The 25,659-nt window shown below is 72.6% G+C and carries 22 protein-coding genes and 1 pseudogene; 19 read left to right on the top strand and 4 right to left on the bottom strand.

Translation table 11 applies throughout. The features are described from left to right. Positions 1-136: 136 nt before the first annotated feature. Positions 137-880 (bottom strand): annotated as a pseudogene (locus ABZS42_RS27505) (hypothetical protein); the annotation flags it as partial. 75 nt (positions 881-955) lie between these two features. On the opposite strand from ABZS42_RS27505, the gene ABZS42_RS27500 reads away from it, so the two are divergent. The 5 genes from ABZS42_RS27500 (at position 956) to ABZS42_RS27480 (ending at position 7,114) form a co-directional block, all read left to right on the top strand. Then, the gene (locus ABZS42_RS27500; protein WP_355150058.1) at positions 956-1,654 is read left to right on the top strand and encodes a DUF305 domain-containing protein; all 699 of its coding nucleotides are present in this window, start codon (positions 956-958) and stop codon (positions 1,652-1,654) included. A 125-nt stretch (positions 1,655-1,779) separates the two neighbouring features. Continuing rightward, the gene (locus ABZS42_RS27495) at positions 1,780-3,012 is read left to right on the top strand and encodes a histidine kinase (RefSeq protein WP_355150056.1); all 1,233 of its coding nucleotides are present in this window, start codon (positions 1,780-1,782) and stop codon (positions 3,010-3,012) included. Continuing rightward, a complete protein-coding gene (locus tag ABZS42_RS27490; protein WP_355150054.1) occupies positions 3,009-3,674 on the top strand; it encodes a response regulator transcription factor in 666 nt (221 codons plus the stop codon). Before ABZS42_RS27495 ends, ABZS42_RS27490 begins: the two co-directional genes overlap by 4 nt. A gap of 225 nt (positions 3,675-3,899) precedes the next feature. After that, complete coding sequence (locus ABZS42_RS27485) at positions 3,900-4,631, top strand: ABC transporter ATP-binding protein (RefSeq protein ID WP_355150088.1); 732 nt, start codon at positions 3,900-3,902, stop codon at positions 4,629-4,631. Positions 4,632-4,636: 5 nt separating this feature from the next. Continuing rightward, entirely contained in the window at positions 4,637-7,114 is a 2,478-nt protein-coding gene (locus ABZS42_RS27480) for an FtsX-like permease family protein (RefSeq protein ID WP_355150052.1), read from the top strand. A 69-nt stretch (positions 7,115-7,183) separates the two neighbouring features. Here ABZS42_RS27480 and ABZS42_RS27475 read toward each other — a convergent pair whose 3' ends face one another. After that, a complete protein-coding gene (locus ABZS42_RS27475; protein WP_355150050.1) occupies positions 7,184-8,446 on the bottom strand; it encodes a nucleotide sugar dehydrogenase in 1,263 nt (420 codons plus the stop codon). Between the two features lie 154 nt (positions 8,447-8,600). Next, positions 8,601-9,965, bottom strand: a complete 1,365-nt coding sequence (locus ABZS42_RS27470) for a protein kinase (RefSeq protein ID WP_355150048.1) — start codon at positions 9,963-9,965, stop codon at positions 8,601-8,603. Positions 9,966-10,493: 528 nt separating this feature from the next. Here ABZS42_RS27470 and ABZS42_RS27465 point away from each other — a divergent pair. From ABZS42_RS27465 to ABZS42_RS27415, 11 genes are all read left to right on the top strand, one after another. Beyond that, complete coding sequence (locus ABZS42_RS27465) at positions 10,494-11,132, top strand: RNA polymerase sigma factor (protein ID WP_355150046.1); 639 nt, start codon at positions 10,494-10,496, stop codon at positions 11,130-11,132. Between the two features lie 16 nt (positions 11,133-11,148). Further along, on the top strand, positions 11,149-12,048 hold the full coding sequence (locus ABZS42_RS27460) for a hypothetical protein (RefSeq protein WP_355150044.1): 900 nt from the start codon (positions 11,149-11,151) through the stop codon (positions 12,046-12,048). Between the two features lie 337 nt (positions 12,049-12,385). Further along, positions 12,386-13,621 carry an ergothioneine biosynthesis glutamate--cysteine ligase EgtA gene (gene egtA / locus ABZS42_RS27455; protein WP_355150042.1) on the top strand — a complete coding sequence of 412 codons (1,236 nt, stop codon included), beginning with the start codon at positions 12,386-12,388 and terminating at the stop codon, positions 13,619-13,621. After that, positions 13,618-14,955 (top strand): ergothioneine biosynthesis protein EgtB, encoded by a 1,338-nt coding sequence (gene egtB / locus ABZS42_RS27450; RefSeq protein ID WP_355150040.1) that lies wholly within the window; start codon positions 13,618-13,620, stop codon positions 14,953-14,955. The genes egtA and egtB overlap by 4 nt, the downstream gene beginning before the upstream one ends. A 13-nt stretch (positions 14,956-14,968) precedes the next feature. Next, positions 14,969-15,709, top strand: coding sequence for an ergothioneine biosynthesis protein EgtC (gene egtC / locus ABZS42_RS27445; protein ID WP_355150038.1), 741 nt, complete (start codon positions 14,969-14,971; stop codon positions 15,707-15,709). Positions 15,710-15,767: 58 nt separating this feature from the next. Next, positions 15,768-16,739 (top strand): L-histidine N(alpha)-methyltransferase, encoded by a 972-nt coding sequence (gene egtD, locus ABZS42_RS27440; protein ID WP_355150036.1) that lies wholly within the window; start codon positions 15,768-15,770, stop codon positions 16,737-16,739. Between the two features lie 285 nt (positions 16,740-17,024). Beyond that, positions 17,025-17,612, top strand: coding sequence for a TMEM165/GDT1 family protein (locus tag ABZS42_RS27435; protein ID WP_355150086.1), 588 nt, complete (start codon positions 17,025-17,027; stop codon positions 17,610-17,612). Between the two features lie 39 nt (positions 17,613-17,651). Beyond that, the gene (locus tag ABZS42_RS27430) at positions 17,652-18,014 is read left to right on the top strand and encodes a DUF1622 domain-containing protein (protein WP_355150034.1); all 363 of its coding nucleotides are present in this window, start codon (positions 17,652-17,654) and stop codon (positions 18,012-18,014) included. After that, positions 18,011-18,334 carry a hypothetical protein gene (locus ABZS42_RS27425; RefSeq protein WP_355150033.1) on the top strand — a complete coding sequence of 108 codons (324 nt, stop codon included), beginning with the start codon at positions 18,011-18,013 and terminating at the stop codon, positions 18,332-18,334. Before ABZS42_RS27430 ends, ABZS42_RS27425 begins: the two co-directional genes overlap by 4 nt. Before the next feature lie 4 nt (positions 18,335-18,338). Continuing rightward, on the top strand, positions 18,339-18,536 hold the full coding sequence (locus ABZS42_RS27420; RefSeq protein ID WP_355150031.1) for a hypothetical protein: 198 nt from the start codon (positions 18,339-18,341) through the stop codon (positions 18,534-18,536). A 617-nt stretch (positions 18,537-19,153) separates the two neighbouring features. Next, positions 19,154-20,614: a polysaccharide biosynthesis tyrosine autokinase gene (locus ABZS42_RS27415; protein ID WP_355150029.1), complete on the top strand. Its 1,461-nt coding sequence runs from the start codon at positions 19,154-19,156 to the stop codon at positions 20,612-20,614. Here ABZS42_RS27415 and ABZS42_RS27410 read toward each other — a convergent pair. Further along, positions 20,595-21,149 carry a low molecular weight phosphatase family protein gene (locus tag ABZS42_RS27410; protein WP_355150027.1) on the bottom strand — a complete coding sequence of 185 codons (555 nt, stop codon included), beginning with the start codon at positions 21,147-21,149 and terminating at the stop codon, positions 20,595-20,597. The genes ABZS42_RS27415 and ABZS42_RS27410 overlap by 20 nt on opposite strands. A gap of 165 nt (positions 21,150-21,314) precedes the next feature. Between ABZS42_RS27410 and ABZS42_RS27405 the strand changes: the two genes are divergently transcribed. The 3 genes from ABZS42_RS27405 to ABZS42_RS27395 all read left to right on the top strand — a co-directional run bounded on the left by ABZS42_RS27405 (position 21,315) and on the right by ABZS42_RS27395 (position 25,103). Continuing rightward, the gene (locus tag ABZS42_RS27405) at positions 21,315-22,532 is read left to right on the top strand and encodes a glycosyltransferase family 4 protein (protein WP_355150025.1); all 1,218 of its coding nucleotides are present in this window, start codon (positions 21,315-21,317) and stop codon (positions 22,530-22,532) included. 122 nt (positions 22,533-22,654) lie between these two features. After that, positions 22,655-24,442, top strand: a complete 1,788-nt coding sequence (locus ABZS42_RS27400; protein ID WP_355150023.1) for a DUF4012 domain-containing protein — start codon at positions 22,655-22,657, stop codon at positions 24,440-24,442. A gap of 13 nt (positions 24,443-24,455) precedes the next feature. Further along, positions 24,456-25,103, top strand: coding sequence for a hypothetical protein (locus ABZS42_RS27395; protein WP_355150021.1), 648 nt, complete (start codon positions 24,456-24,458; stop codon positions 25,101-25,103). Positions 25,104-25,659 lie beyond the last annotated feature (556 nt).

The following is a 25,659-nucleotide window of genomic DNA, read 5'->3' as shown; positions in this document are numbered from 1 at the left end:
GGACGTCGCCGACCGTCTTCAACGCGATCCGGACACCGGCGCTCGCGCACGTGTCCCGGACGCGGCCGGGCCCGGCCCCTTCTCCGGGGACCGGGCCCTTCTCGCGTGTGCTTCGGCGGGTGCCGCCGTGCGGCGCCTACCGCCCGCCCTGGAAGCTGGGCTGGCTCTGCACGTTGAGCTCCTTGTACCGGACCCGCTCGGCCGGCCGGGTGCGCTCGTCGGTGAGCTTCAGGACGTCGAAGCCCTTGAACAGGTCGTTGGAGTAGATGTAGCCGTTGTAGTAGTACGCGGACCAGCTACCACCGCCGATCATCTGCTCGTTCGAGATCGGACCGCGCTCCCAGAAGGCGATCTCCGTGGGCTGGGCCGAGTCGGTGAAGTCCCAGACCGAGATGCCACCCTGGTACCACGCCTGGACCATGATGTCCTTGCCTGGCACCGGGACCAGCGAGCCGTTGTGCGCCACACAGTTCTCGGTGTCGGCGTTGACCCGCGGGATCTTGAAGTAGCTGCGGAAGTTCATTTTGCGCTGGTCACCGCGACCGGTGATGTCGAAGATGGCGTCCGCGCCCCGGTTCGGGCCGACCTCCTCGTTGCAGGTGGCCGCGCCACCGCCACCCAGCTCGTCGGTGAAGACGACCTTGGTGCCCGAGTTGTTGAACGTGGCCGAGTGCCAGAAGGCGAAGTTGGTGGTGTCGCGCACCCGGTTGATCACCCGCGGGGCCTCCCGATTGCGGATGTCCATCAGGATGCCGTCACCCATGCACGCCCCGGCGGCGAGGTCCCGCGACGGGTAGGCGGTGATCTCGTGGCAACCGGTGGTCGCGGAGCCGGTCTCGCTGCCCTCGAAGCCGCCGTCCGGGAAGAGGTTCGGCGTGGCGTGTGATGGCTGTCACATCGATGTCCATCCTTGACTGGATAGCATCGCGGTGACCTCGATCTCAGGGAGTGGCTCATGACTGGTCGGCGTGCCCGTGTCCTGGCGGCCGTCACATTGGCGATCGCCCTGCCGGTGGCAGCCGTGGTCTTCGTCGTCGCCCGCGATGGCTCGGGAGCCGCGCCCGCGCGACCGGCCGCCGCGCCCGCCAGCGCCACGCCGGGCAGCCCCGAACCGACCGACGTGACGGTCATCGTGCCCGGGCGGCCAGGAGAGCCCGCCGCCACCCGGCGCGCCGGAGAGGTCCGCGGCGCGGGCTCGACGCCGCACAACGAGATGGACCTCTGGTTCGTCCGGATGATGATTCCGCACCACATGCAGGCGTTGGAGATGTCCCGGCTCGCGCCCGACCGGGCCGCCGACCCGGCGGTGCGGGCCATCGCCGACCGGATCCGGGCCACCCAGGACCCGGAGATCGGACTGATGCGTGCCTGGCTGCAGAACCGCGGCCTCTCGGCCGACATCGCCGGTCACGACCACGGCAGCATGCGCGGCATGCAGACGCCGGAGGCGATGCGGCAGCTGGCCGCCGCCCGCGGCGCCGAGTTCGACACGCTCTTCGTCAAGATGATGACCGAGCACCACGAGGGGGCCATCGAGATGGCCACCAACCTGCTCACCGTGGGAGCCGACCAGCAGCTGAACGAGTTCGCCAACTCCGTGGCCACCGAGCAGACCGTGGAGATCGGCCGCATGCGGGAGGTCCTCGCGCGCTGACCGGCGGTCGCCCGAGCGACCTGGGCCGGCGCGCGGGACCGTGCACAGAGCCGGTCCGGCGAGCCTCGAACAGGAGCGAACGCGACCACGGTGACGGTCGACGTCCCTCCCGACGCGTACGCTGGGTGACCGTGTCCCGCACGATCTTCGGCTGCCCGGTGCGCAGTATCGCCTTCGACGTCCTCGTCTCCGGGCTGGTGCTGTTCTTCGGTCTCGTCGCGGTGGTGGCCCAGCCGGGTGGCTGGAAGACCGCCCTGATCGGCGTCGGGATGGCGGTCGCGCTGCTGTTCCGCCGCTCGCGCCCGTTCGCCGTGGCCGCGTTCGTCGGGGCGCTCGGGGTGGTCCAGCTGATCGCCGGTTGGGGACCGCTCCCGATCGACCTCGCGGTGCTCGTGGCGCTCTACAGCGTGGTGAAGTACGCCGACCGGCTCCGCGACGCGGTACTCGCCGGGATCGGCGCCCTGGCCGGGGCGGTGCCCGCCGCACTCCAGATCGAGAACGGCGGGCGGTGGTGGGGGAGCGCGATCGTTCTCGGGCTGGTCACCGGGGCGGTCTGGCTGGTCGGGCTGAACGTGCGTACCCGCCGGCTCTACGTGCTCAGCCTCGAGGAGCGGGCCGCGACGCTCGAACGGGAACGGGAGGCCGAGGCGCGTGCGGCGGTCGCCGGCGAGCGCACCCGGATCGCCCGGGAACTGCACGACGTGGTGGCGCACAGCATGGCCGTCATGATCGTTCAGGCCGACGGCGCCCGGTTCATGCTCGACCGGGACCCGGAGGCCGCCCGTCAGGCGGTGAGAGTGGTCGCCGACACCGGCCGGCAGGCATTGGAGGAGATGCGGCGCTTGGTGGGCGTACTGCGGGAACCGAGTCCACCGGAGGCGACGGCCGGGACCGAACCCGACGACGCGCGGGTCGGTGGCGACCCGGAGCGCCGACGTCTCGCGCTCGCCGAACTGCCCGCCCTGCTCGACCGGTTCCGCGCCGCGGGCCTGCGGGTCCGGCACACCGTCACCGGCGAGCCGACCGCGCTCCCGGCCGGGCTCGAGCTCACCGTCTACCGCGTCGCGCAGGAGGCGTTGACCAACGTGCTCAAGCACGCCGGCGTCGGGGCCGAGGTGGAGCTGACCCTCGAGTACGGCGCGGACGACGTGATCGTCCGGGTGGTCGACGACGGGCAGGGCCGGCCGGCTGTCAACCCGACGCCCGCCGGCGGGCACGGCCTGATCGGCATGCGGGAGCGGGTCGGGGTGTACGACGGCACCCTCGCCGCCGGGGCCCGGCCGGCCGGAGGCTGGCAGCTCGACGTACGACTGCCGCTACCGTCGAACGCCGGGATGACGGAGGTGATCGTGGCATGACGACCCGGGTGGTGATCGTCGACGACCAGGCGCTGGTGCGCGCCGGCTTCCGGATGGTGCTCGACTCGCAGCCCGACCTGGAGGTGGTCGGTGAGGCCATCGACGGGGCGGACGCGCTGCGGGTGCTCGACCGGGTCGAGGCCGACGTGGTGGTGATGGACATCCGGATGCCGACCATGGACGGCGTCGAGGCGACCCGGCGGCTCTGCGCGGGGCGACCCCCGGGCCCGCCCCGGGTTCTCGTGCTGACCACCTTCGACACCGAGGCGGACGCCTTCGCCGCCCTCCAGGCCGGGGCGAGTGGCTTCCTGCTCAAGAACGTGCCACCGGAGGAGTTGCTCGCGGCGATCCGGGTGGTCGCCCAGGGTGACTCGGTGGTCGCGCCTTCGATCACCCGGCGGCTGCTCGACCGGTTCGCCGACCGGCTCGGCCCCGGGCCCACCGAGGACCCACGGGTGGCCCAGCTCACCGAGCGGGAACGGGAGATCCTGCTGCTGGTGGCGCAGGGGCTGTCCAATTCGGAGATCGCCGCCCGGGTGCACGTCGCGGAGGCGACAGTGAAGACCCACGTCGGGCGGATCCTCGCCAAACTCCAGCTCCGGGACCGGGTGCAGGCCGTCGTGTACGCGTACGAGAGCGGGCTGGTCGTACCCGGCGTCTGACCGCGTACGACCTGAGTCGTACGGGTGCCCCTGATCAGGGGCGACCCGGGGCGTATCGAGGTCGAGCGCGCGGGTGGAGCCGGTCCGGCCAGCCGGTCCATAGCGTCGGAGAGGTCTTGATCGTCCCTCTCCATCGGGAGCAACACGTTGCGCGTCTCATCTCCCGCAACCGCCGTCGCCGACCAGCAGTCCGGCTTCGGTGGTGTAGCCGTCAGCGCCTGCGGCCTGAGCAAGCGGTACGGCGACGGCCCGGCCGCCGTCGTCGCCCTCGACGGCGTCGACCTGGACTTCGCCGCCGGTCGGTTCACCGCCATCATGGGCCCGTCGGGCTCGGGAAAGTCCACGCTGCTGCACTGCCTGGCCGGGCTGGACCGGCCCAGCGCCGGCTCGGTGCGCATCGGCGACGTCGACCTCGACCGCCTCGACGACCGGCGGCTCACCCTGCTGCGCCGGGACCGGGTCGGGTTCGTCTTCCAGAAGTTCAACCTGCTGCCCGCGCTGACCGCCGAGGAGAACATCGTCCTGCCGCTGGCCATCGCCGGACGGCGCCCCGACCGGGACTGGCTGCGCCAGGTGGTGGCGGCCGTGGGGCTCACCGACCGCCTGCGGCACCGGCCCGCGGAGCTCTCCGGCGGCCAGCAGCAGCGGGTCGCGATCGCCCGTGCGCTGATCACCCGGCCCTGGGTGGTCTTCGCGGACGAGCCGACCGGCAACCTCGACTCCCGCGCCGGCGCGGACGTGCTCCGCCTGCTCCGGGAGGCCGTCCACACCCTCGGCCAGAGCGTGATCATGGTGACGCACGACCCGGTGGCCGCCGCACGCGCCGACCGGGTGGTCCTCCTCGCCGACGGCAGGCTGGTCCACGACCTCACGGCACCCAGCGCCGACCAGGTGCTCGACACGCTCGCCGGGCTCGATCCGGCCGGCGCCGTCCGGGCCCGCTCGGTCGGGCGGTGACCGGGATGTTGGGGTTGACCCTGCGTTCACTGCGCGCCGAGGCGCTGCGGAGGCTGCTCTCCACGCTGGCCGTCGTGCTGGGCGTCGCGTTCATCGCCGGCACGCTTATCCTCGATGACGCCCTGAGCACCGGCGCGTACGAGCGGGCCGGCACCTTCGACCGGCACACCGACGCCGGCCTGTACGCGGAGAAGGAGCCCCTCTCGCCCGCCACGGTCGACCGGGTCCGCGCGGTCGACGGGGTGGCCGCCGCGGCGGGCGAGCTGGTCGGCACCGGCGGGATCGTCGGCTCGGACGGCCGCCCCGTGCTCGGCTACGCCGTCCTCGCCGCCATACCCACCGACCCGGCGCTGCGCTCGTACGACGTGGTCGCCGGCCGGCTGCCGGACCGCCCCGCCGAGGTGGTGCTGGACGCGAAGACGGTGGCGCGGGAGGACTTCACCATCGGCGCGCCGGTACGCATCGGCGGCGCTGAGGGCGTGGCCCGCCCGTACACCCTGGTCGGCACGGTCGACGTGGCCGGAACCAACCGCGACGTCGGCGGGCCGTTCATCGGGATGGTCGGCCCGGACGCGCTGGCTGTGACCGGGATGAAGGGGTACGAGCGGATCATGGTCGCCACCCGTCCCGGCACCGACGAGGCGGCCCTGACCGGCCGCCTCGCCGCGGTCGCCGGCGCGGACGCGACGGTGAAGACCCGCCAGCAGATCCTCGACGACGCGGTCGAGGACGCGGTCCGCAACGCCCGGCAGTTCACCATGGCGCTGCTCACCTTCGTCGCGGTCGCCGTCGTGGTGGCCGGTTTCGTCATCGCGAACACCTTCGCGATCGTGCTGGCCCAGCGCACCCGTCAGACGGCGCTGCTGCGGGTGGTCGGCGCTACCCGCAGGCAGGTCTTCCTGGCGGCCGTGCTGGAGTCGGCGGTGGTCGGCCTGGTCGCCTCCGCGCTCGGTGTGCTGCTCGGCGCGGGCCTGGCCGCCGGGCTGGCCGCGCTGCTGTCCCGGACGACCGCCCCGATCGGCGCCTCGATCACCCTAGCCCCGGGAACCGTGCTGGTCAGCATGCTGCTCGGCGTGCTGTTGACCGTCGGCGCTTCGCTGCTGCCGGCCTGGCACGGCACCCACGTCGCCCCGATCGCCGCGCTCACCGATGCCGACCTGCAGTCGACCCGTCCGGCCGGGCGGTTCCGGCTCGCCGCCGGCGCGCTGGTGCTGATCGCGGGGATCGCCGCACTGTTCGGCGCGGTCGTCGCCGGCCAGGTGGTGCTGGTGGCGCTGGGTGGCGTGCTCGCCTTCTTCGGCATCGTCCTCTTCGGTCCGGTGCTCGTTCCGGCACTGGCGCGGATCGTCGGCTGGCCATTGCGCCGGTTGATCGGGGCGAGCGGCGGGCTGGCCGTGGCCAACGCCGTACGCAACCCCCGGCGGATCGCGGCGACCAGCACCGCCCTGGTGATCGGCATCGGCCTGGTGTCGGCCTTCGTGGTCGGCGCGCACAGCACGAAGGACGGCATCGAGCGCAGCGTGGACGCTCAGATCGGGGTGGACTACGTGGTCACCGGGATCGGGGGGGACCTGCCCGCCGGGCTCGCCGCGGCGCTGACGGCTCGGCCGGAGCTCGGGGTGGTGCACGAGCAGCGGGCCGCGGTGACCGGCGGGGTCGAGGTGCGCGCCGCCCACCCCGCGCTCGTAGGCCGGACGCTCGCCGCGGCGGCGGGGGACCTGAGCCGGTTCGGTCCCGGTACGGTGCTGGTGCACCGGGAGCTGGCTGCGGCACGAGGCTGGGACGTGGGCGACTCGGTCACCGTCAAGAGCCGGACGTTCCGGGTGGCCGCGGTGGTGGACGACGACAGCCGGCCCGCAGCGGGCAGCGGGGTGTCAGCGGGACACGTCATCGATATGACCGACGCCGATTTCACCGCAGTCTTCCCCGCCGAGCGCGGCTACCTGGCGGAGGTCGATCCGGCCGACGGCGTGGACGCCGGGCAGGCGCGGGCCGCGATCGAGTCGGTGCTCGCCCGCTACCCGACCGTCAACCTGATGGACCAGGGTGCGTACAAGAAGATGCTCACCGGCACCGTGGACATGGTGCTCGCGCTCGTCACCGCGCTGCTCGGGTTGGCCGTGGTGATCGCCCTGGTCGGCGTGGCGAACACGTTGAGCCTTTCGGTTCTGGAGCGCACCCGGGAGAACGCCGTGCTGCGCGCGATCGGGCTGACCCGGGGGCGGATGCGGGTCATGCTCGCCGTAGAGGCGATGCTCATGGCGGCGGTCGGGGCGCTGCTCGGGCTGGGGCTCGGTACCGGGGTGAGCGCCGCCGCGATGGCGATGCTGGATCGCCTGGGCGGGGACTTCCACGTGGTCCTGCCGGTCGGCCAGCTCGCCCTGATCCTCGGGGTTGCGGTGGTGACGGCGCTGCTCGCCTCGGTGTTGCCGGCGCGCCGGGCACTGTCTCGCCCGGTGGTGGAGGCGCTCGCCGACCTGTGACGCCGCCGACCTGTGACAACGCCGGTGCGGTCCCGTCGACGCTGACGGGACCGCACCGGCGGTGCCGGTCTAGAGCCGCTCGACCACGTCGCCGGAGCAGCGGTTGCGGGTGTCGAAGACGTAGCGGGCGTGCCGGGTCACCAGGTCGTAGTCGAACACGTCGTGGTCGGTCACCACGACCACCGCGTCCGCCTCCCGGACCTCCCGTTCGGTGAGGGTCACGACGACCACACCGCCGGGGATGTGGTGCGGTTCGGCGTACGGCTCCACGGCGCGTACGTCCGCGCCCAGCGCCTGCAACCGCTGGGCCACATCGACGGCGGGGGAGTCGCGCATGTCGCCGGTGTTCCGCTTGTACGCGAGCCCCAACAGCAGCAGCCGGGAACCGCTGATCGCGCGGCCCCGCCGGTTCAGTCCGGTCATCACCCGCTGCGTCACGTGCTCGGGCATCTCGTGGTTGACGTCGTTGGCCAGCTCGATGAAGCGGAACTGCCGGCCCAACCGCCGCTTCACCTGCCAGGACAGGTAACACGGGTCGATCGGGAGGCAGTGCCCGCCCACCCCGGGACCGGGCCGGAACGGCATGAACCCGAAGGGCTTGGTCTCTGCCGCCTCGATCGCCTGCCAGACGTCGATGTCCAGATGGTGCGAGAGCATGGTCAGCTCGTTGATCAGAGCGATGTTGACCTGGCGGAAGGTGTTCTCTATCAGCTTGGTCAGCTCCGCCACGCGGGTCGAGTCGACGGGCACCGTGCGCTCGACGATCCGCCGGTAGAAGCCGTCGACCCGGGCGAGCGACTCGGCGTCCACACCGGAGACCACCTTCGCGGTGTTCTCCAGCCGCCAGACGGGGTTGCCGGGGTCGATCCGCTCCGGGCTGTAGCCCAGGTGGAAGTCGCCGGGGCTGCTCAGCCCGCTCGCCGACTCGAGCAGCGGCCGCAGCAGCTCCTCGGTGGTGCCGGGGTAGGTGGTGGACTCCAGGACGACGGTGCAGCCCGGCCGGAGGTACGGGCCGATGCCGATGCCGGCCTGCTCGACGAAGCTCAGGTCCGGCGTGCCGTCGCGCAGCGGGGTGGGCACAGTGATCACGCAGATGTCGAAGCCTTCGGCATCGGTGTACTCGGTGCTCGGCAGGTACCGACCGGAGCTCAACGCCCGGCCGAGCCGGTCGGCGGTGATGTCCTCCACGAACGACTCACCCGAGGCAAGTCGCTTGATCCGGTCGCCGTCGACGTCGAGCCCGACCACGTTCAGGCCGGCCTCGACGGCCCGCATGGCGAGTGGCAGTCCGACGTAACCCTGGCCGATCACGACCAACTTCTCAGCGCTCACCCAAGCTCCCGGTGCAGACGGGGAAAAGACCTGCTTGGAGCGTAGGGTGCTGTCTGCTGCCGTACGTCCGTTTTGGGGATATCGGGACGGGTGAGGTCTGTCGGGCATCCGGCTGCCCGCCCCCGTCACCCGCGCGCTGGCCTCCTTCGGCCGGTCAGTCCTTTCCGCCCTGCCCGCCGTCACCGCCGGTCGGGGTGCTCGGCGTGGTGCTCGGTTCGGTCGTCGACGGCGTCTGCGTGGGGGGTTCCGGGGCCGACTCGGTTGGCGTCGGCTCGCTAGTGGTCGGAGTCGGCGACTCCGGACTGGCGGACTGGCTCGGCTGCACGCTCGGACTCGGGCTGGTCGACGTCGGCGCGCTCGTGCGGGGAGTGGTGGGCCGGTTGGGTCGCTTCCGGTCGGTGGGCGTCACGTCGTTAGCGATAGGAAGTTCGACGTCCGCACTGGCTGTGACCGCCGGCGTGGTCGGGGTGAGCTCGACCGCCGGGGCGTCCCCGGCGTACTTGGCCGCACCGAGCGCCGCGGCCAGCCCGACCACCGCGATCAGCACGGCCGCGCCGGCACCCAGCAGGGCCGGCCGCCCACGCCGGCCGCGTGCGGCGGCAACCACGGCGCCCGGGTCGAGTTCGGCCTGCGTGTCCGGACCGGCGCCACGCAGCGGAGCCACCGAGACCATGGCGGTCGGTCCGGCGTCGCCGGTCACCGCGGTACGCGCCGCCTCGGCCATCGCCGCACCGCTGCTGAACCGGTCGGCCGGGTCCTTGGCCAGGGCACGCGAGACCAGGGCCCGGACGGCCTCCGGGATGTCGTGCGGCAGTTCGGGTGGTTCGTCGTCCAGGTGCCGTACGGCCACCTGCAGCGGGTTGTCCCCGGTGAACGGCGGTGTGCCGGTGAGACAGCAGTAGGTGACCGCGCCGAGCGCGTAGATGTCGGTGGCGCCGCTGACCGGTCGCCCGGCGGCCTGCTCGGGTGCCATGTAGAGCGCCGTGCCGGGCACCGCGTTCGTGCTCGTGATGCTCGTGACGTTGGTCGACCGGGCCACCCCGAAGTCGACCAGGACGACGGATCCGTCCTCCTGCACGATCAGGTTGCTCGGCTTGACGTCGCGGTGCACGATGCCGCCGCGGTGCGCGGCGTTCAGTGCCTGCGCCGCCTGCGCGACGATCGACATCGTCTCGGCGACGCCGAGTTTCCCGGCCGCCTCGATCCGCTTGGACAGCGGCTCGCCGTCGACGAACTCCATGACCAGGTAGTCGGCCCGGCTGCCGTCGGGCAGGTCGTCCTCGCCGCAGTCGAAGACCTGCACGATGCCCGGATGCCGCAGGGCGGCCATGATGCGTGCCTCGGCCCGGAACCGGGCGATGAAGTCGGGGTCGGACACCAGCGCCGGCAGCAGCACCTTGACCGCGACCTGCCGGCCGAGGATCTGGTCCGTGCCCCGCCAGACGTCGCCCATGCCGCCGGTGGCGACGCGTTCGTCCAGGCGGTACCGACCGCTGAGTACGACCTCCGATGACAGCACGGGATTACCGTACCCAGACCCGTTGCTGGGCACGCACGGCGCAGTCCCGCGCTCGGCGCCGGCTCCGCGGCGCCGAACCCGCCCCTCACCACCGCTTCGTGACGCGTCGACGACCAGCTGATCACGCTGCGCGCGCATCCCGCCCCGAGGCCCCGCCCGGTCCCCCCGCGGGCGACGACCGCGCCGGCCCGGCGTACGAGGGCCGGAAATCGTTACGCCGACACGCGGGAGAAGGCGGTTGATAATTGTCACTCTTCTGTGACGTGCCGTCGCCTTGTCGGCGCGGTGGCCCGATCCTAACGTTGGCCCGAACTCGGGCCGCATGATGACGCCGTTGTGACGTTGCGTCGACGTCCCTCGTCGCGGTGCCCGGACGTACCGACCGGGCCGCCGCGGCCGCGGGCACGGAAGGGTCAGCGGAGGGCTGGAAGAGGTGCGGGAACAGGCCCGGTCCGCGAACCGGAGAGTGCGGCGCTCCGCCCGTCCCGGAGGCCCGATGCCGTCCGGCGACTTCCGATCGGCGACGGCATGACCGCTGAACTGAGCGACGCGGTCGCGAAGGCGCGCTCCGGTGACGAGGACGCCTTCCGTTTCCTCTACCGGAGCCTCCAGCCGGGTCTGTTGCGTTACCTGACCGCGCTGGTCGGTGCCGATGCGGAGGACGTCGCGTCGGAGACCTGGTTGCAGATCTCCCGGGATCTGCCCAGCTTCACCGGCGGCGAGTTCCGCGCCTGGGCCGTCACGATCGCCCGTAACCGAGCCATGGACCACCTGCGCCGGCAACGTCGCCGCCCGTCCCTGCCGGTGCCCGTGCAGGCGCTCACCGACCTGGCCGGGGACGCCGACACCGAGGAGCGGGCCGGGGAGAGCATCGGCACCGAGGCCGCGCTCGCGCTGATCGCCACCCTGCCGCCCCGGGAGGCGGAGGCGGTCCTGCTGCGCGCGGTGATCGGCCTCGACGCGGAGACCGCCGGTCGGGTGCTCGGTCGCCGGGCGGGCGCGGTGCGTACCGCCGCCCACCGTGGGCTGCGGAGACTCGCCGAGCTGCTGGAGCAACGAGGTCGCGAGGCGGACCAGAGCCCGGCCGTGGCGGACGATGCGGTGCCGCCCCATCCGCGTCGCGAGTTGCGCCGGCGTACGCCGCGTGCCGAACCGGCGGATGGTTGACGTGGGGGAGTTCAGAATGAGCGACGGTCGCCGGCCGGATCGGCTCGCCGACCGCGCCGAGGCCGACCGGCTCCTCGACGCGGTCCGGGCGGGCACGCCCACCGAGGCGGGCGGGCCGCCGGATCCGCTCGCGGATCTGCTCGCCGCCGCGGCGGCTCCGGCACGTCCGGACGAACTGGCGGGGGAGCAGGCCGCGATGACTGCCTTCCGGGCGGCCCGCACGGCCCCGGCGACTTCGGCTGCCCGTCGGCGGCCCGGATTCACGGCGGGCGCACTGGCCTGGGGCGCCGGCGTGCTCGTCACCGCGACGGCGGGGGTGGCCTTCGCGGCGGCCACCCTGGAGAAGCCGCCTGTACCGCCCACCCCGCCCACCTCGGTCAGCCCGACGCCCAGCACCGCCGGCCCCGCCGACAGCGAGCCCGCCGGCGGTACGTCCACGGGTGGGCCGGACGGGTCCGCGACCGCCGAGCCGAGCACGAGCCCCAGCCGGCCGGCCGACGCCACCGAGCAGCGCGGCGCGCTGGTCGGGTTGTGCCGGGCGTACCTGGCGAAGAAGCCGGCCGAGCGGGAGAAGGCGCTCACCGCGGCCGGGTTCCAGCCGCTGGTCGAGGCGGCCGGCGGGGCGGGCCGGGTCGAGGCGTACTGCCGGGGTGTGGTGCCGGCCCCGTCCGCCGACGCCACCGGGGCCGTAAACGGCACGGGCAAGGGTGACGGGAGCAGGATGGGCAAGGGGCAGGGGAACGGGAAGGGGCAGGGCGACGGGAACGGTCAGGGCCCGGCCGGGAGCCGGGAGACCGGCATGGGCGAGGAGAACGGCACGGGCGAGGAGAACGGCATGGGCGAGGAGAACGGCATGGGCGAGGAGAACGGCAACGGCGAGAGGACGGCGCAGCTCGCCGGTCGAACGCGGCCGTGAGATCGGCCCGAACGCGGCCCTGAGATCTACTCGAACGCGACCGTGAGATCGGCCCGAACGCGCGCGTGAGATCCGGTCGGCGCGCGGTAGACGACCCGCCGGCAAGCTGGCACGCCGGGCCGGCCGACGCCGCGTGCGGCCGTCTCCGGCGAGAACCGGCAGTCGGTTCCCGTGCCGGCGGTGGCCCCCGCCGCGCTACCCGCGCGGCTGTTTACGCCGGCCGCCCGCCAACGGTCTGCTAGACAAAGGTTGACGGGCCCGCACGTCGGCCCGAAGTGTCGCAGGGTGCCGTTACGGTGACACCCGGTCCGGATGCCGGTGCGGGAGGGGGCCGCAATTGGTGACGTCACCCGAGCTCGATCGCGGTGCGATCCTGCGCGAGGCCGATGCCGCGGCCCGCCACCTCGCGCGCATCTGCTTCAAGACCGGTCCGCCGACGCGCACCGGCATGGAGCTGGAATGGACCGTGCACGACGCCGCCGACCCCACCCGCCGGATCGACCGGGCGCGGCTTCGGGCTGCGTTGGGGCGACACAGCCCCGTACTGCTCGACGAGGCGACCCCGGCGCACCCGCTGCGACAGGGCAGCGTGATGAGCCTCGAGCCGGGCGGGCAACTGGAGCTCTCCACCCCGCCGCACACCTCGATCGGCGCCCTCGTCCGCGCCACCGAGACCGACATCGCACAGGTGAGCGGCCTGCTACGACGCGCGGGGCTGACCCTCGGCGGCAGCGGCATCGATCCGCACCGGGAGCCGCATCCCGCACTCGACACTCCCCGCTATCGGGCCATGCGCCGTGTCTTCGACCGGCGCGGCCGAGCCGGCCGCACGATGATGTACTGCACCGCCGGCCTGCAGATCTGCCTGGACGCCGGTGAGTCCGAGCAGGTGCCGCTGCGCTGGGCCGTGGCGCACGCCGTCGGGCCGCCACTGCTCGCGTTGTTCGCCACCTCCGACCATCACGCCGGACGCCCCACCGGCTGGGCCTCGTCCCGCATGGGTGCCTGGTTGGCGATCGACCCGTCCCGCACCGGCCCGGTCTGGTCGCCGGCGCGACCGGACGACGACCCGGTGGCCGCGTGGACCAGCTACGTCCTCGCCGCGCCGTTGCTCTGCCTGCGTACCGCCGGCTCCGACTGGACGCCGCCGCGCGACGTCACCTTCGCCGACTGGCTCGCGGGGGCGCTCCCGCGACCGCCGACCACCGACGATCTCGACTACCACGTGAGCACGCTCTTCCCACCCGTACGGCCGCGCGGCTATCTCGAGCTGCGCTACCTGGACGCCCAGCCGGGCCGGGACTGGGCGATCCCGCTGGCGGTGCTGGCCGCGCTCTTCGCCGACGCGGAGACGCTGCACGCCGCGTACCTGCTCAGCGCACCCGTCGGGCATCGGTGGCGGGACGCGGCCCGCGCCGGGCTGGCCGACCGGGCGCTCGCCACCGTCGCGGCACGCCTGCTCGACCTGGCGCTGGCGGCGCTGCCCCGACTCGACCTGCCACCCGACCTGAACGAGGAGATCCACCGAGACGTACGACGGCGACGGGCCGCCGCGGAGAGGGGAGACCGGTGACCGACACGAGCATCGACCGGATCGGTACCGAGCAGCTGCGCGATCGGATCGCGGCCGAGCTGGGGCGCACGAGGGCGCGTACCGCGCTGCTGACCGACGTGGTCGACGACGCCGACCTGATGCGGCAGCACTCACCGCTGATGTCCCCGCTGGTCTGGGACCTCGCCCACGTCGGCAACCAGGAGGAACTGTGGCTCGTGCGCGACGTGGGTGGCCGTCCGCCGGTCCGGCAGGACATCGACGATCTCTACGACGCGTTCAAGCAGCCGCGCAGGGACCGGCCGTCCCTGCCGCTGCTGCCCCCCGGTGAGGCCCGGGCCTACCTCACGACCGTCCGGGACAAGGTGTACGACCTGCTCGGCCGGGTCCGGTTCACGGACGGCCGGCTGGTGGCCGACGGCTTCGCGTTCGGAATGATCGTGCAGCACGAGCAGCAGCACGACGAGACGATGCTCGCCACCCACCAGCTGCGCTCCGGGCCGCCCGTGCTGCACGCCCCGCCGCCGCCCGAGCCGCGGGCACCGGTCGGCGGGGAGGTGCTGATCCCCGCCGGCGCGTTCACCATGGGCACCGACACGGACCCGTGGGCGCTGGACAACGAGCGCCCCGCGCACCGCGTCGACCTGCCCGCGTACGCCATCGACGCGACCCCGGTGACGAACGGCCAGTACCGGCGGTTCATCGTCGACGGCGGCTACGACGACCCGCGCTGGTGGAGCGCCGCCGGCTGGGCGCACCGGGTGACGGCCGAACTGTCCGCGCCGATGCACTGGTGCCGCGACGGCGACGGCTGGCGCTGCCGGCGGTTCGGCCGGTGGGCGCCGGTTCGCGACGACGAACCGGTGGTGCACGTCTGCTGGTACGAGGCGCAGGCGTACGCGTCCTGGGCCGGCGGGCGCCTGCCCACCGAGGCGGAGTGGGAGAAGGCCGCCCGCTGGGACCCGGCCACCGGTCGCTCCCGGCGATACCCGTGGGGCGAGGACGATCCCACCCCTGCGCACGCCAACCTCGGCCAGCACCACCTGTGGCCGGCTCCGGTGGGCGCGTACCCGGACGGGGCGTCACCGCTCGGCGTGCACCAGCTGATCGGGGATGTCTGGGAATGGACGTCCAGCACCTTCCGGGGGCACCCGGGGTTCACCGCGTTCCCCTACCGGGAGTACTCCGAGGTGTTCTTCGGCGACGAGTACCGGGTGCTGCGCGGTGGGTCGTTCGGCACCGACCGGGCCGCGTGCCGGGGCACGTTCCGCAACTGGGACTTCCCGATCCGCCGGCAGATCTTCAGCGGTTTCCGCTGCGCCCGGGATGCCCGGCCGGAGGAGTCGCGGCCGTGACGGTGTCCGCCTGATGTGTCGACACCTCGTCTACCTGGGGCCGCCGGTCAGCCTCGCGCGGCTGCTGTTCGACCCGCCCTTCTCTCTGGTACGGCAGTCGTGGGCGCCGCGCGACATGCGCGGCGGGGGCACCATCAACGCCGACGGCTTCGGGATCGGCTGGTACCCGGGCGACGGCGAACCGGTGCGGTACCGGCGTGCCCAGCCGATCTGGAGCGACCCGACGATCGCGCAGCTGGCCGAGGTGACGTCGGCGGGCGCGGTGCTGGCCGCCGTCCGCTCCGCCACCGTCGGTATGGCGGTGCTCGACGGCGCGGCCGCACCGTTCGCCGAGGGGCGCTGGTTGTTCAGCCACAACGGGGTGATCCGGGGCTGGCCCGACACGATCGTGCCGCTCGCCGCCGAGCTGCCCGTACGCGACCTGCTCACCCTGGACGCGAGCACCGACTCGGCGCTGCTCTGGGCGCTGGTGCGGCACCGGCTGCGAGCCGGCGCGGAGGCGGCCGACGCCGTGGCCGCGACGGTCCGGGCGGTCGCCGAGGCGGCACCCGGGTCCCGACTCAACGTGCTGCTCACCGACGGGCGCGTCGCGGTGGCCAGCGTGCTCGGGCACGCGCTGTCGGTGCGCGCGAGCTCGGAGGCGGTGCTGCTCGCCTCCGAGCCGCACGACGACGAGCCCGGCTGGCGCGAGGTGCCCGACGGGCAGCTGGTGACGGCAACCGCCGGGCGGGTGCGGCTGCGCCCGCTCACGTGAGCACGACCCACGGTTCCGGTGCAAGGTCCATCGATCCATGTGAAGGGAGTGCCGCCAGATGAGCGCCGAGCCACTGGAGATCCATCTCGAAGAGCAGGACCTGGCCCGGGGGCTGCGCGAGGATGTCCGCGTCGGGCTCACCGCGCAGCCGAAGTGGCTGCCGCCGAAGTGGTTCTACGACGCGCGGGGCAGCGAACTCTTCGAGGAGATCACCCGGCTGCCCGAGTACTACCAGACCCGGGCCGAACGGGTGGTGCTGGCCGCACGGGCGCCGGCCATCGCGGAGCTGACCGCTGCGAAGACCCTCATCGAGCTGGGATCCGGCTCGTCCGAGAAGACCAGGCTCCTGCTGGACGCCCTCACCGACCGGGGTGGGCTGGGCACCTTCGTTCCGCTGGACGTCTCGGCCAGCGCGCTGCGCGGCTCCACCGCGCGGATCGCCGCGGACTACCCCGGCCTGCGGGTACGCGGCATCGTCGGGGACTTCACCCGGCACCTGGACCGGCTGCCCGCGGGCGGGCGGCGGCTGGTGCTGTTCCTGGGCGGCACGATCGGCAACCTGCTCCCCGCCGAGCGGGCGGCGTTCCTCGCCGGGATGCGGGCCGCGCTGGAGTCCGGCGACTGGCTTCTCATCGGCACCGACCTGGTCAAGGACCCGTCGATCATCGTTCCCGCGTACGACGACGCCGCCGGGGTGACCGCCGAGTTCAACCGCAACGTGCTGCGGGTGATCAACCGGGAGCTCGGAGCGGACTTCGACCCTTCGGCCTTCACCCACGTGGTGCGGTGGGACGCGACGCACGAGTGGATCGAGATGCGGTTGCGCGCGGACCGGCCGATGCGGGTCCGGATCGCCGACCTGGATCTCGAGGTGGCGTTCGCCGCGGGCGAGGAGCTGCGTACCGAGGTCTCCGCGAAGTTCCGCCCGGAGGGGTTGGCGGCGGAGCTCACGGCCGCGGGATTCGCCGGCCGGACGTTCTGGACCGACCCGGACGAGCTCTTCGGCGCCACGTTGGCCAGGGCCGTCTGATCCGCTCGACCGCGCGGTCCGCCGCCCAGGCGCGAGGTCGGCCACTCTTCGCCGCGCGTTCGGGCGGGCTCCGGTCACCCGTGCCGCAGGTTCGCCGGCCGATCGGTTAAGCTCGGTCCCGCGAAGGGGAGTAGCCCCCAATGTCGTGGTCGACATACTGGTGCGTCGCGCATCCGGCCACGCGGCCCCGCTTCGGGCGGGGCGGGCGAGACCTTCGACTCGGGCTGTTGCAGCCGGGTCGAGGGCGCCCCTGTACCTCCTCCCGGCATGATCGGGAAGGGTGTCATGGAAGGATTCCTCGCCGCGCTGGTGCTCAGCTTCGGCGTCATCTTCGTGGCCGAGTTGGGCGACAAGAGCCAGCTGATGGCGCTGGCCTTCGCCACGCGGTTCAAACCGGTGACGGTGCTGATCGGCATCACGGTCGCCACCACGGTGGTGCACCTCGCGTCGGTGGCCATCGGCGCCGGTCTCGGCTCGGTGCTACCGACGGACTGGATCTCGCTGATCGCCGGCGTCGCGTTCCTCGGCTTCGCCGCCTGGACCCTGCGCGGCGACACGCTCACCGAGGCGGAGCGGCGCAAGGCGGAGAAGGCCACCCGGTCGGCGATCATCACCGTCGGGGTGGCGTTCTTCCTCGCCGAGCTGGGTGACAAGACGATGCTCGCCACCATCACCCTGGCGACCCAGCACGGTTGGGTCGGTACCTGGATCGGCTCGACGGTGGGCATGGTCGCCGCGGACGCGCTGGCGATCCTGGTGGGCCGGCTGCTCGGTCGCCGGCTGCCCGAGAAGGTCATCCAGTACGGCGCGGCCGCGCTCTTCGCGATCTCCGGCCTGTGGCTCATCCTCGAGGCCGTCGTCAAGCTGACCTGACCGTCGACTACCCCTGTCACCGCCGGGTAACGGCCCGGGATGGAGGTGGAGGGGTTCCTGCGCCACGCAGACCAAGTGCTGGTCGCCGTGGTGGAGGTGGCCGGCGCTCTGATCATTTTCGTCGGGGCGGTTCTCGCGGCGGTGCGGTTCGTGGTCGAGGGGCTGCGGCGCCGCACCGCCGCCGTGTTCACCCCGATCAGGCTCAGCCTCGGTCGATTTCTCACGCTCGGGCTGGAGTTCCAGCTCGCGGCGGACATCCTGCGTACGGCGGTGTCGCCGACGTTCGACCAGATCGGGCAGCTGGCGGCGATCGCCACCATTCGTACCGTGCTCAACTACTTCCTCGGCCGGGAGATCCGCACCGAGCAGCGGCAGGTGGGCGACGAGGAGCGGAAGACATGACGTCGCTGCTGGTCGCCGTGGTCACCGGGCTTGCGCTGCTCTCCGGGGCGGCCGTGCTGGTCGGCGGCGGCCGGCCGCTGCCGGCCGTGCGGGTGCTGCTCGACCTGCTGACCGCCGCCGGGGTGCTGCGGCTCGCCACCGGCCGCAGCTGGCACGCCTTGGCCGCCGCCGCGGCCATCATCCTGCTGCGCCAGCTGGTCTGGGCCTCGCTCAGCAACGCCAGCCCGTGGCCACGCCGACAATCCCCGCCCCGCTGCGGGACAGAGGATCACCACCTACCGTTGGCGGTGGAGGCGAAGCGGGAGAATCCGGGAGGGTGACCAGATGAGTAGGCACGACGAGCCCAACGAGTACGGCTTCGCCGGCGGCGCCACCGCCCCCGAGCCGCCGCCGGGTGGGCGGGCCGACGAGCAGGACCGCGCCGAGCAGGTGGCGGTGCCGGGCGACGATCTCACCGAGCCGGCCGCCGAGGCGCTCTACGAGGAGACCGACGACGAACACGGGGCCGAGGAGCGGCGCTGACCCCTACGCCCGGGACGCCGATCGGCACGGGCCGGTCCTCGCCGGGCCCTGATCCGGAACTCATCGAGGTCGGGGTGTCCCGGTCACCTGAACACCCCGACCTCGCGGAAGGCGAGTCGATCTCGACGGGCGGCCGGGTCGAGGGGCGATTTCGGCGGCCTTTCTCGATCGTCGTCGCCGGCCGCCGGCGGCCCGGTGACCCTGTCCGGGCGGCGGGAGAGCGTCCCGCCTGAACGGCGGTCGACCCTCGGTGCGCCACCATTCTGACGATCCGTCGCCGCGGCGCTGAGCTGCGGCGACGTGAGGCCGTTTCGGCGTCCGTCCTTTGCGCGTCCTCTTTCGCCGCCGACATGCTGCGCGTGTCGGCGGCGTCCGTGCGCGCTGGATTCGCGCGCCAGGTAACCGTGTCGGGCGGCCCGTCCACTTTTTCCACCGGCCCGCCCGATGCCGAACGGGTCTTTCCCTGGTTGGTAATTCGGGCACACGGCGTTGCCAAAAACGCGCAACTCCGGACATAAGCCGTATGAGCCGCTTTAATGGTTTCACGAGTTGAAGACGACCTTGGGGGTTTTCGTGAAGTTCTTTGGCGTTACCGGTCCGGTACGGAGGCGCACCTGATGGACCTGCTCCGCCAACTGCGCCACGTGCGTCGGCACTGGTGGGTCGCGCTGGTCACCGTGATGGTGGCCCTGGGTGTCAGTGCGTTCCTCACCGTCCGGGCCCAGCCCCGGTACGAAGCCTCCGTCACCTTCTTCGTCACCACCCCGAACCAGGGGGTCACGGACGCCTACCAGGGTGGCCTCTTCCTTCAGCAGCGCGTCAAGTCGTACGCCGACCTGCTGACCAGTGACCGGCTCGCGCAGAGCGTGGTCGCCGAGAACCCCGTCGGCCTCACCGCCGACGAGGTGCAGCGGCGGGTCACCACCTCCACCGAGGCGGGCACGGTCCTGCTGCGGGCATCGGTGACGGACACCGACCAGACCCGCGCGCTGCGGGTGACCGAGACGCTCTCGACGAAGTTCGTCGAACTCGTGCAGAAGGTCGAGACCCCACCGGAGGGCACGGCCCCCCTCAAGATCGAGGTGGTGAGCGGCCCCCGGGTGAGCTCCAGCCCGGTGTCACCCCAGCCGGTGCGCAACATGACGCTCGGCGGGATCATCGGCCTGCTGCTCGGCATCGGCCTGGCCATCCTGCGCGGCGTGGCGGACGTGCGACTGCGCGACGCGGCCGGCCTCCAGCGGGCGACCGGCAGTCCACTGCTCGGCGAGATCCCGTTCGAGGCCGGTGCCAAGTCCGCGCCGCTGATCGTCGGCGAGGCGGCGAACTCGTCCCGCGCCGAGGCGATCCGCAAGCTGCGTACGAACCTGCGCTTCGTCGACGTGCACGAGCCGGCCCGGGTCATCGCGGTCACGAGCGCCCTGCAAGGGGAGGGGAAGACCACTCTCTCCTGCAACCTGGCCATCGCGCTGGCCGAGGCGGGCTGGCGTGTCCTGCTCGTCGACGCCGACCTGCGCCGGCCGAAGGTGGACGAGTACCTGGGCATCGACGCCGGCGTCGGGCTCACCGACGTGCTGGTCGGAGACGTTCAGGTCGGCGACGTGGTCCAGCGCTGGGGCGACAAGTCGCTGCTGGTGCTGCCCAGCGGCTCCGCGCCGCCGAACCCGAGCGAACTGCTCGGCTCGAAGGCGATGGCGGACCTGCTGCTCGCCCTACGGGAATCCGCGGACATCGTCATCATCGACACCGCGCCGCTGCTCGCCGTGACCGACGGCGTCGTCGTGGCGGTCCAGGCCGACGGAGCCCTAGTAGTCAGCCAGCAGGGCCGCACGTCGCGGACCCAGGTGGCCGCCGCGTCCCGAGCGCTGCACGCGGTGTCGGTGCGGTTGCTCGGTTGCGTGCTCAACATGGCCAAGATGCCCAAGGCCGAGGCGTACCAGTACGAGGCCTACCGGGTGGTCGCCGCGACGGAGACTCCCGAGGTGCCCGCAGAGCCGGTCGGCACCGCCCGGCACAGCGAGGAGGGCGGGACGATCGGTGTCAGCGACCGCACACAGGAACTCACCCGGCTGCCACGATGAGCGCGGCGAGGGGTCGTATCGACTGTTCGATCTCCTCGGCGCAGCGGCGGAAGTCCGCGGCGGTGCCGCCGATCGGGTCCCGGAGGTCGTCAGTGCCGGGGGCGGCGGGTTGCAGCCGCCCCCGGGCCAGGGCGGCGGCTTCGACGGCGGCGCGCAGGGCGTCGCCGGCCGGGTCCTCGGGCGGCTCCGCGGCGGCGGCCAGCCGGCCGAACTGGCGCAGCGTGAACGTCCGGTGCAGCACCGATGGCGCCAGCCCCGTGCAGACCGAGCGCTGGCGGCGGGTAGCCGTGAGTACGAGCGTGGCGCCGACCAGGTGCTCGGCACGGAGCCGATGGCTGCGGAAGTCCGTCGGGTCGGCGCCGGTCTCCGCAACGATGTCCGCGGCGTACGGGTGCATCGACAGGCCCTCCACCGCGTCGGTACCGGCGCTCTGCACCGTCACCGGCCGCCCGGCCAGCACCTTGCGTGCCAGGTACTCGGCCATCGGGGACCGGCACAGGTTGGCGTGGCAGACGAACAGCACCCGGTCGGTCATCAGAACCCCTCTCGTCGGTGCCGTCGCGGGCGGTGCCGCCGCGACGGAGGAGCGCCGGCGGTCGCGGCCGGACGCTGAGGGGTTGCCCGAATCGTACGCGCGTCCCTCGGCCGCCGGCCGCGCTGCCGCGCCGACGGCGGCGAACCGGACGGCGGTGGGGACCCGATGAAGGTCGGGATCTTGTCGTACCATTTTCCGCCGGAGCCGGCCTTCATCCCCGGCAGCCTGGCGGAGGAGCTGGCGGCGCGGGGGCACGAGGTCCGTGTCCTGACCGGCTTCCCGGACTACCCGGGTGGGCAGGCGTACCCGGGTTGGCGGCAGCGGTGGCGGCACGAGACCCGCAACGAACGGCTGTCGGTGCGCCGCGTCCCTCGGTACGTCGCCGACGGCGAGGCCTCCACCCGCGCCCGGCTGACCAGCTACCTCTCCTTCGCCGGCAGTGCCGCGCTGGTGGCCCGACGATTCCTCGCCGGCATCGACGTGCTCTACGTGTTCCAACTCCCCGCCACCAGCTTCGCGGCGGCGAGCGTGCCGCGACTGATCGGGCGGGTGCCCACCGTGCTGCACGTGCAGGACGTCCTGCCCGAGGACGCGCCACCCGGCGACGAAAGGTGGACGGCCAGGATCGGCTCGGCGATGGCTCGGGCCTTCCGCGCCGCGGACCGGATCGCCGTTACCGCGCCGTCGATGCGCGATCTCGTGGTCGCGGCGGGCGCCGACCCGGAGCGGGTCTCGGTGCTGCTCAACTGGACCGACGAGCGGATCTTCCACCCGGCGCGGCCGAGCGCGGAGGCCAGGCAACTGGTGCGCCGAGACGGGCGGTGCGTCGTGATGCACGCCGGGACCATCGGCGCCCGGCAGGGTCTGGAGACGGCGGTACGAGCGGCGGCGGCGTTGGACAGCACCACCGACCTGGTTCTGGTCGGCTCCGGCGCGGACGAGCGGCGGGTGCGGGGGCTCGCCGCCGAGCTGCGCGCCGAGAACGTCCGGTTCGTCGAGCGGCGTTCGCCGCTGGACATGTCGGATCTCTACGCCGCCGCGGACTACCAGCTGGTGATGCTGCGCGATCTGCCCGAGCTGCGGGGCAGCGTGCCCGGCAAACTGCAGGCCGCGCTCTCCTGCGCGGCGCCCGTACTCGTCTCCGCAGGCGGCGACACCGCCGACCTGGTGGAACGGGCGCGAGCCGGGCTCTCCTGCCCGCCCGAGGACTGGGCCAGCCTCGCCGACCGCTTCTGGCTGGCCGCGACCATTCCGCCGTCCGCGCGCTCCGACATGGGCCGGCGGGGGCGAGAGGCGTACCTGCGGGAGATGTCGTTGCCGGCGGGCGTGGACCGGATGGAACGGCTGCTGCGTGAGGTGGCCCGAACCCGCACACCGGCCTGAATTCACCCGAACGAACCTCGCATAGCGGCGAAGATCCGCCATAACGTCACGTTCTCCTCGTGACGGGTGTTAAGAACAGTGGAGTAATGGGCCTTCTGTCCGGTTCCAGGGAGGAGTGTGGCGTGACGGAGAGCGAAAAGCCGCGGCGACGGCGCAGCCGGTCCCGGCGGCGCAGACGGGCTCGCCTGCGCCGGGCACTGCTCGCCGGACTGGTGGTCGTCTCGCTGCTGCTGCTGGCCGGCGGCTGGGTCGGCCTCCGGGGCTGGCAGGCGCGCGCCCACCTGCTCAACGCCGCCGGGCTGGCCCGCGAACTCAGCGCCCAGGTCGTGGCCGGTGACACCGACCGCGCCCGTCGCACGCTGGCCGCTCTCCAGGAACAGTCCGGAGCCGCCCGGTCCGCCACCGACGACCCCGGATGGGCGCTCGGCCGGCATACGCCACTCGCCGGGGACAACCTCGGCGCGGTACGGCAGATCGCGGTGACCGTCGACGATCTGGCCCGGCGCGCCTTCCCGGCCCTGCTCCGCGTCGACCTGTCCAACCTGGTACCGGACGAAGGACGGCTCGACGTCGGTCAGCTGCGTACCGTCTCCGCCGACCTTGCCGAGGTCAACCGGACCATCCAGCAGACCCGGCAGGAGTTGGCTGCGGTCGCGGACGACGGCCTGGTCAGTCAGGTCCGCCAGGCCCTCACCGACCTGCGCGGGGAGATCGATCGCCTGGCGGCGATGACCGCGGCGGCCGATCAGGGCGCTCGCCTGCTGCCGACGCTGCTCGGAGCCGACGGCCCGCGACGTTACCTGTTGGTCTCGCAGAACCCCGCCGAGCTGCGCGCCACCGGTGGCATGTTCGGCGCGTACGCCCTGATCGAGGCGAAGGACGGCCGGGTCCAGATGGGACGGCAGGGCAGCAGCGCCTCGCTGGGGCAGTTCAACCCGCCGCTGCGCGTACCGAAGGAGGTTCGCGCGCTCTGGGCCGATCTGCCGGGCATGTATCCGGCCGACGTGAACCTCACACCACACTTCCCGACCGCCGCCGCGCTCTACCGCGACATGTTCGACCGCAGGACCGGCACGAAGGTCGACGGTGTGCTGGCGGTGGACCCGGTGGTGCTGTCTTATCTGCTCAAGGCGACCGGGCCGGTGATGGTGCCGGGTGGTGTGCCGCTGGCGTCCGACACGGCGGTACGGACGCTGCTCAACGAGACGTACCAGCGACTCGAACCCGAGAAGCAGGACGCCTTCTTCTCCGCTGCGGCGGCCGCGGTCTTCGACGCCTTTTTTACGAAGAATGTAGACCCGAAGGTGTTGTTGTCCGCATTCGACCGTGCTGTCACCGAACGCCGGATATTGTTCTGGAGTGCCCGACCGGAAGAGCAACGACAGTTCGGCGACAGCCGGCTGGCCGGGACCCTTCCGGAACAGGACACCGTGCCGACGGTCGGCGTGTTCCTCAACGACGGCAGCGGCGCGAAGCTCGGCTACTACCTGCGGCCGGCGGCAACTTTGACGGTCGGCGACTGCCGGTCCGACGGGCGCCGCGAGCTCCGGCTACGGGTGACGCTCCAGTCGATGGCGCCGAAGACCGGTCTCAGCGACTCGGTTCTCGGCCTCGGCATGGCGGGTGACCCGTACACCGTCCGCACCTTGGTGTCGGTCTTCACGCCGACGGGCGGAGCGGTGCTCGACAGCCGGCTCGACGGTACCGAGTCGGCGGTCGGAGTCGGCGCCGAACGCGGCCGCCAGGTCGCGACGGCGAGCGTGGACGTCCGGCCCGGCGCCAGCCGGACCTTGGAGCTCACCGTCCTGACCGGAAAGAAGATCGGCACCGGCGAGGCCGAGCTGTGGTTAACGCCCACAGCCACCCCATGGACCACCCAAGTAGATACCGCACCAAGCTGTGACCAGTAGGAGGGAACCAACCATGCGGCTATCCCGCATCATCATGGCGCTCACGGTCGGTCTGGCCGTGGTGGCCGTGCCGACCGCAGCGGGGGCGGCACAGCCGCAGCCGCCAGCGCCAGGCGTCACCACCGACCCACCGCAGCCACCGCCGTACACGCCCCAGCAGCCCGCGCTGACCGTCGACGATCCGGAGATCTTCCTCGGCGAGACGGTTGTGCTCACCGGCCGCGGTTTCGGCGGTGCGCGCGAGGGCGAATCGCGCGAGTGGGTGGACTTCACCGTCACCGGGACTCCGATCGCGGCACCCGCCGCGAACCAGGCGCCGGCCCGGCGCAGCGACGGCAGCACAGTCGCCATGGCGCCGGTGGCCTTCGCGCCGAACACGCCGGCTGACGTCTACACCAACAGCAGGGGCGAGTTCACTCGGAAGTTCAAGCCGTCGGTGACGGGTCTGCTGACCATCACCGCTACCGGCCGGGAGACCGGCCGCAGTGCTTCCACCCAGCTGCGGGTGGTGGACCACCGCCAGCCGCCGCCGCTGCCCGTCACGGGCGACAGCCTGGGCACCCCGATGAAGGTCGGTGGTGGCCTGGTCGGCGCGGGCGCTGTACTGCTGCTCATGACCTTCGCGTGGCGCCGCCGTCAGCGCTTCATGGGGTCGCACTGAGAAATGACCGTCCGGGCAAAGCCCGGACATGAATGAGGCTGGCGCCCGTCGGATTCCCTCCGGCGGGCGCCGGCGCGTGCGTGGCGAACGGCGACGGCCCTGATCGGCTGATCGACTCGGGTCGGACCGTGTGGGTGGTTCCGAGCCGGTTGTTCGGCTCGGGTCGAGCCGTTTGGCGCCGACCCGATTGATCGACTCGGGTTCTTTGATGTCGGTGTGTCCCGGGCATGGGGATGCCCCGATTTCGTGGATGTCGAGTTGACCGTGCGTCGGGTGTGGGGTGGCTGGCCGCTGGGGTGGGTTGTGCGGCTTGGGTGGGTCTTGGCCGTGACCTCGGCGCGGTTGATCGATTCGGGTTGGGGTCGTGTGGGTGGTCCCTGGGCGTTGATCGACTCGGGTTCCGTGATGTCGGGGTGTCCCGGGCGCGGGGATGCCCCGACATCAAGGAGGTCGAGTTGACTGTGCGTCGGGTGTGGGGTGGCTGGCCGCTGGGGTGGGTTGTGCGGCTTGGGTGGGTCTTGGCCGTGACCTCGGCGCGGTTGATCGATTCGGGTTG

The sequence above is a fragment of the Micromonospora sp. NPDC005367 genome (assembly GCF_040606825.1).
Classification (GTDB): Bacteria; Actinomycetota; Actinomycetes; order Mycobacteriales; family Micromonosporaceae; genus Micromonospora.
Note: the sequence above shows the minus strand (reverse complement) of the source record. Positions and strands in the feature narration are given on the sequence as shown.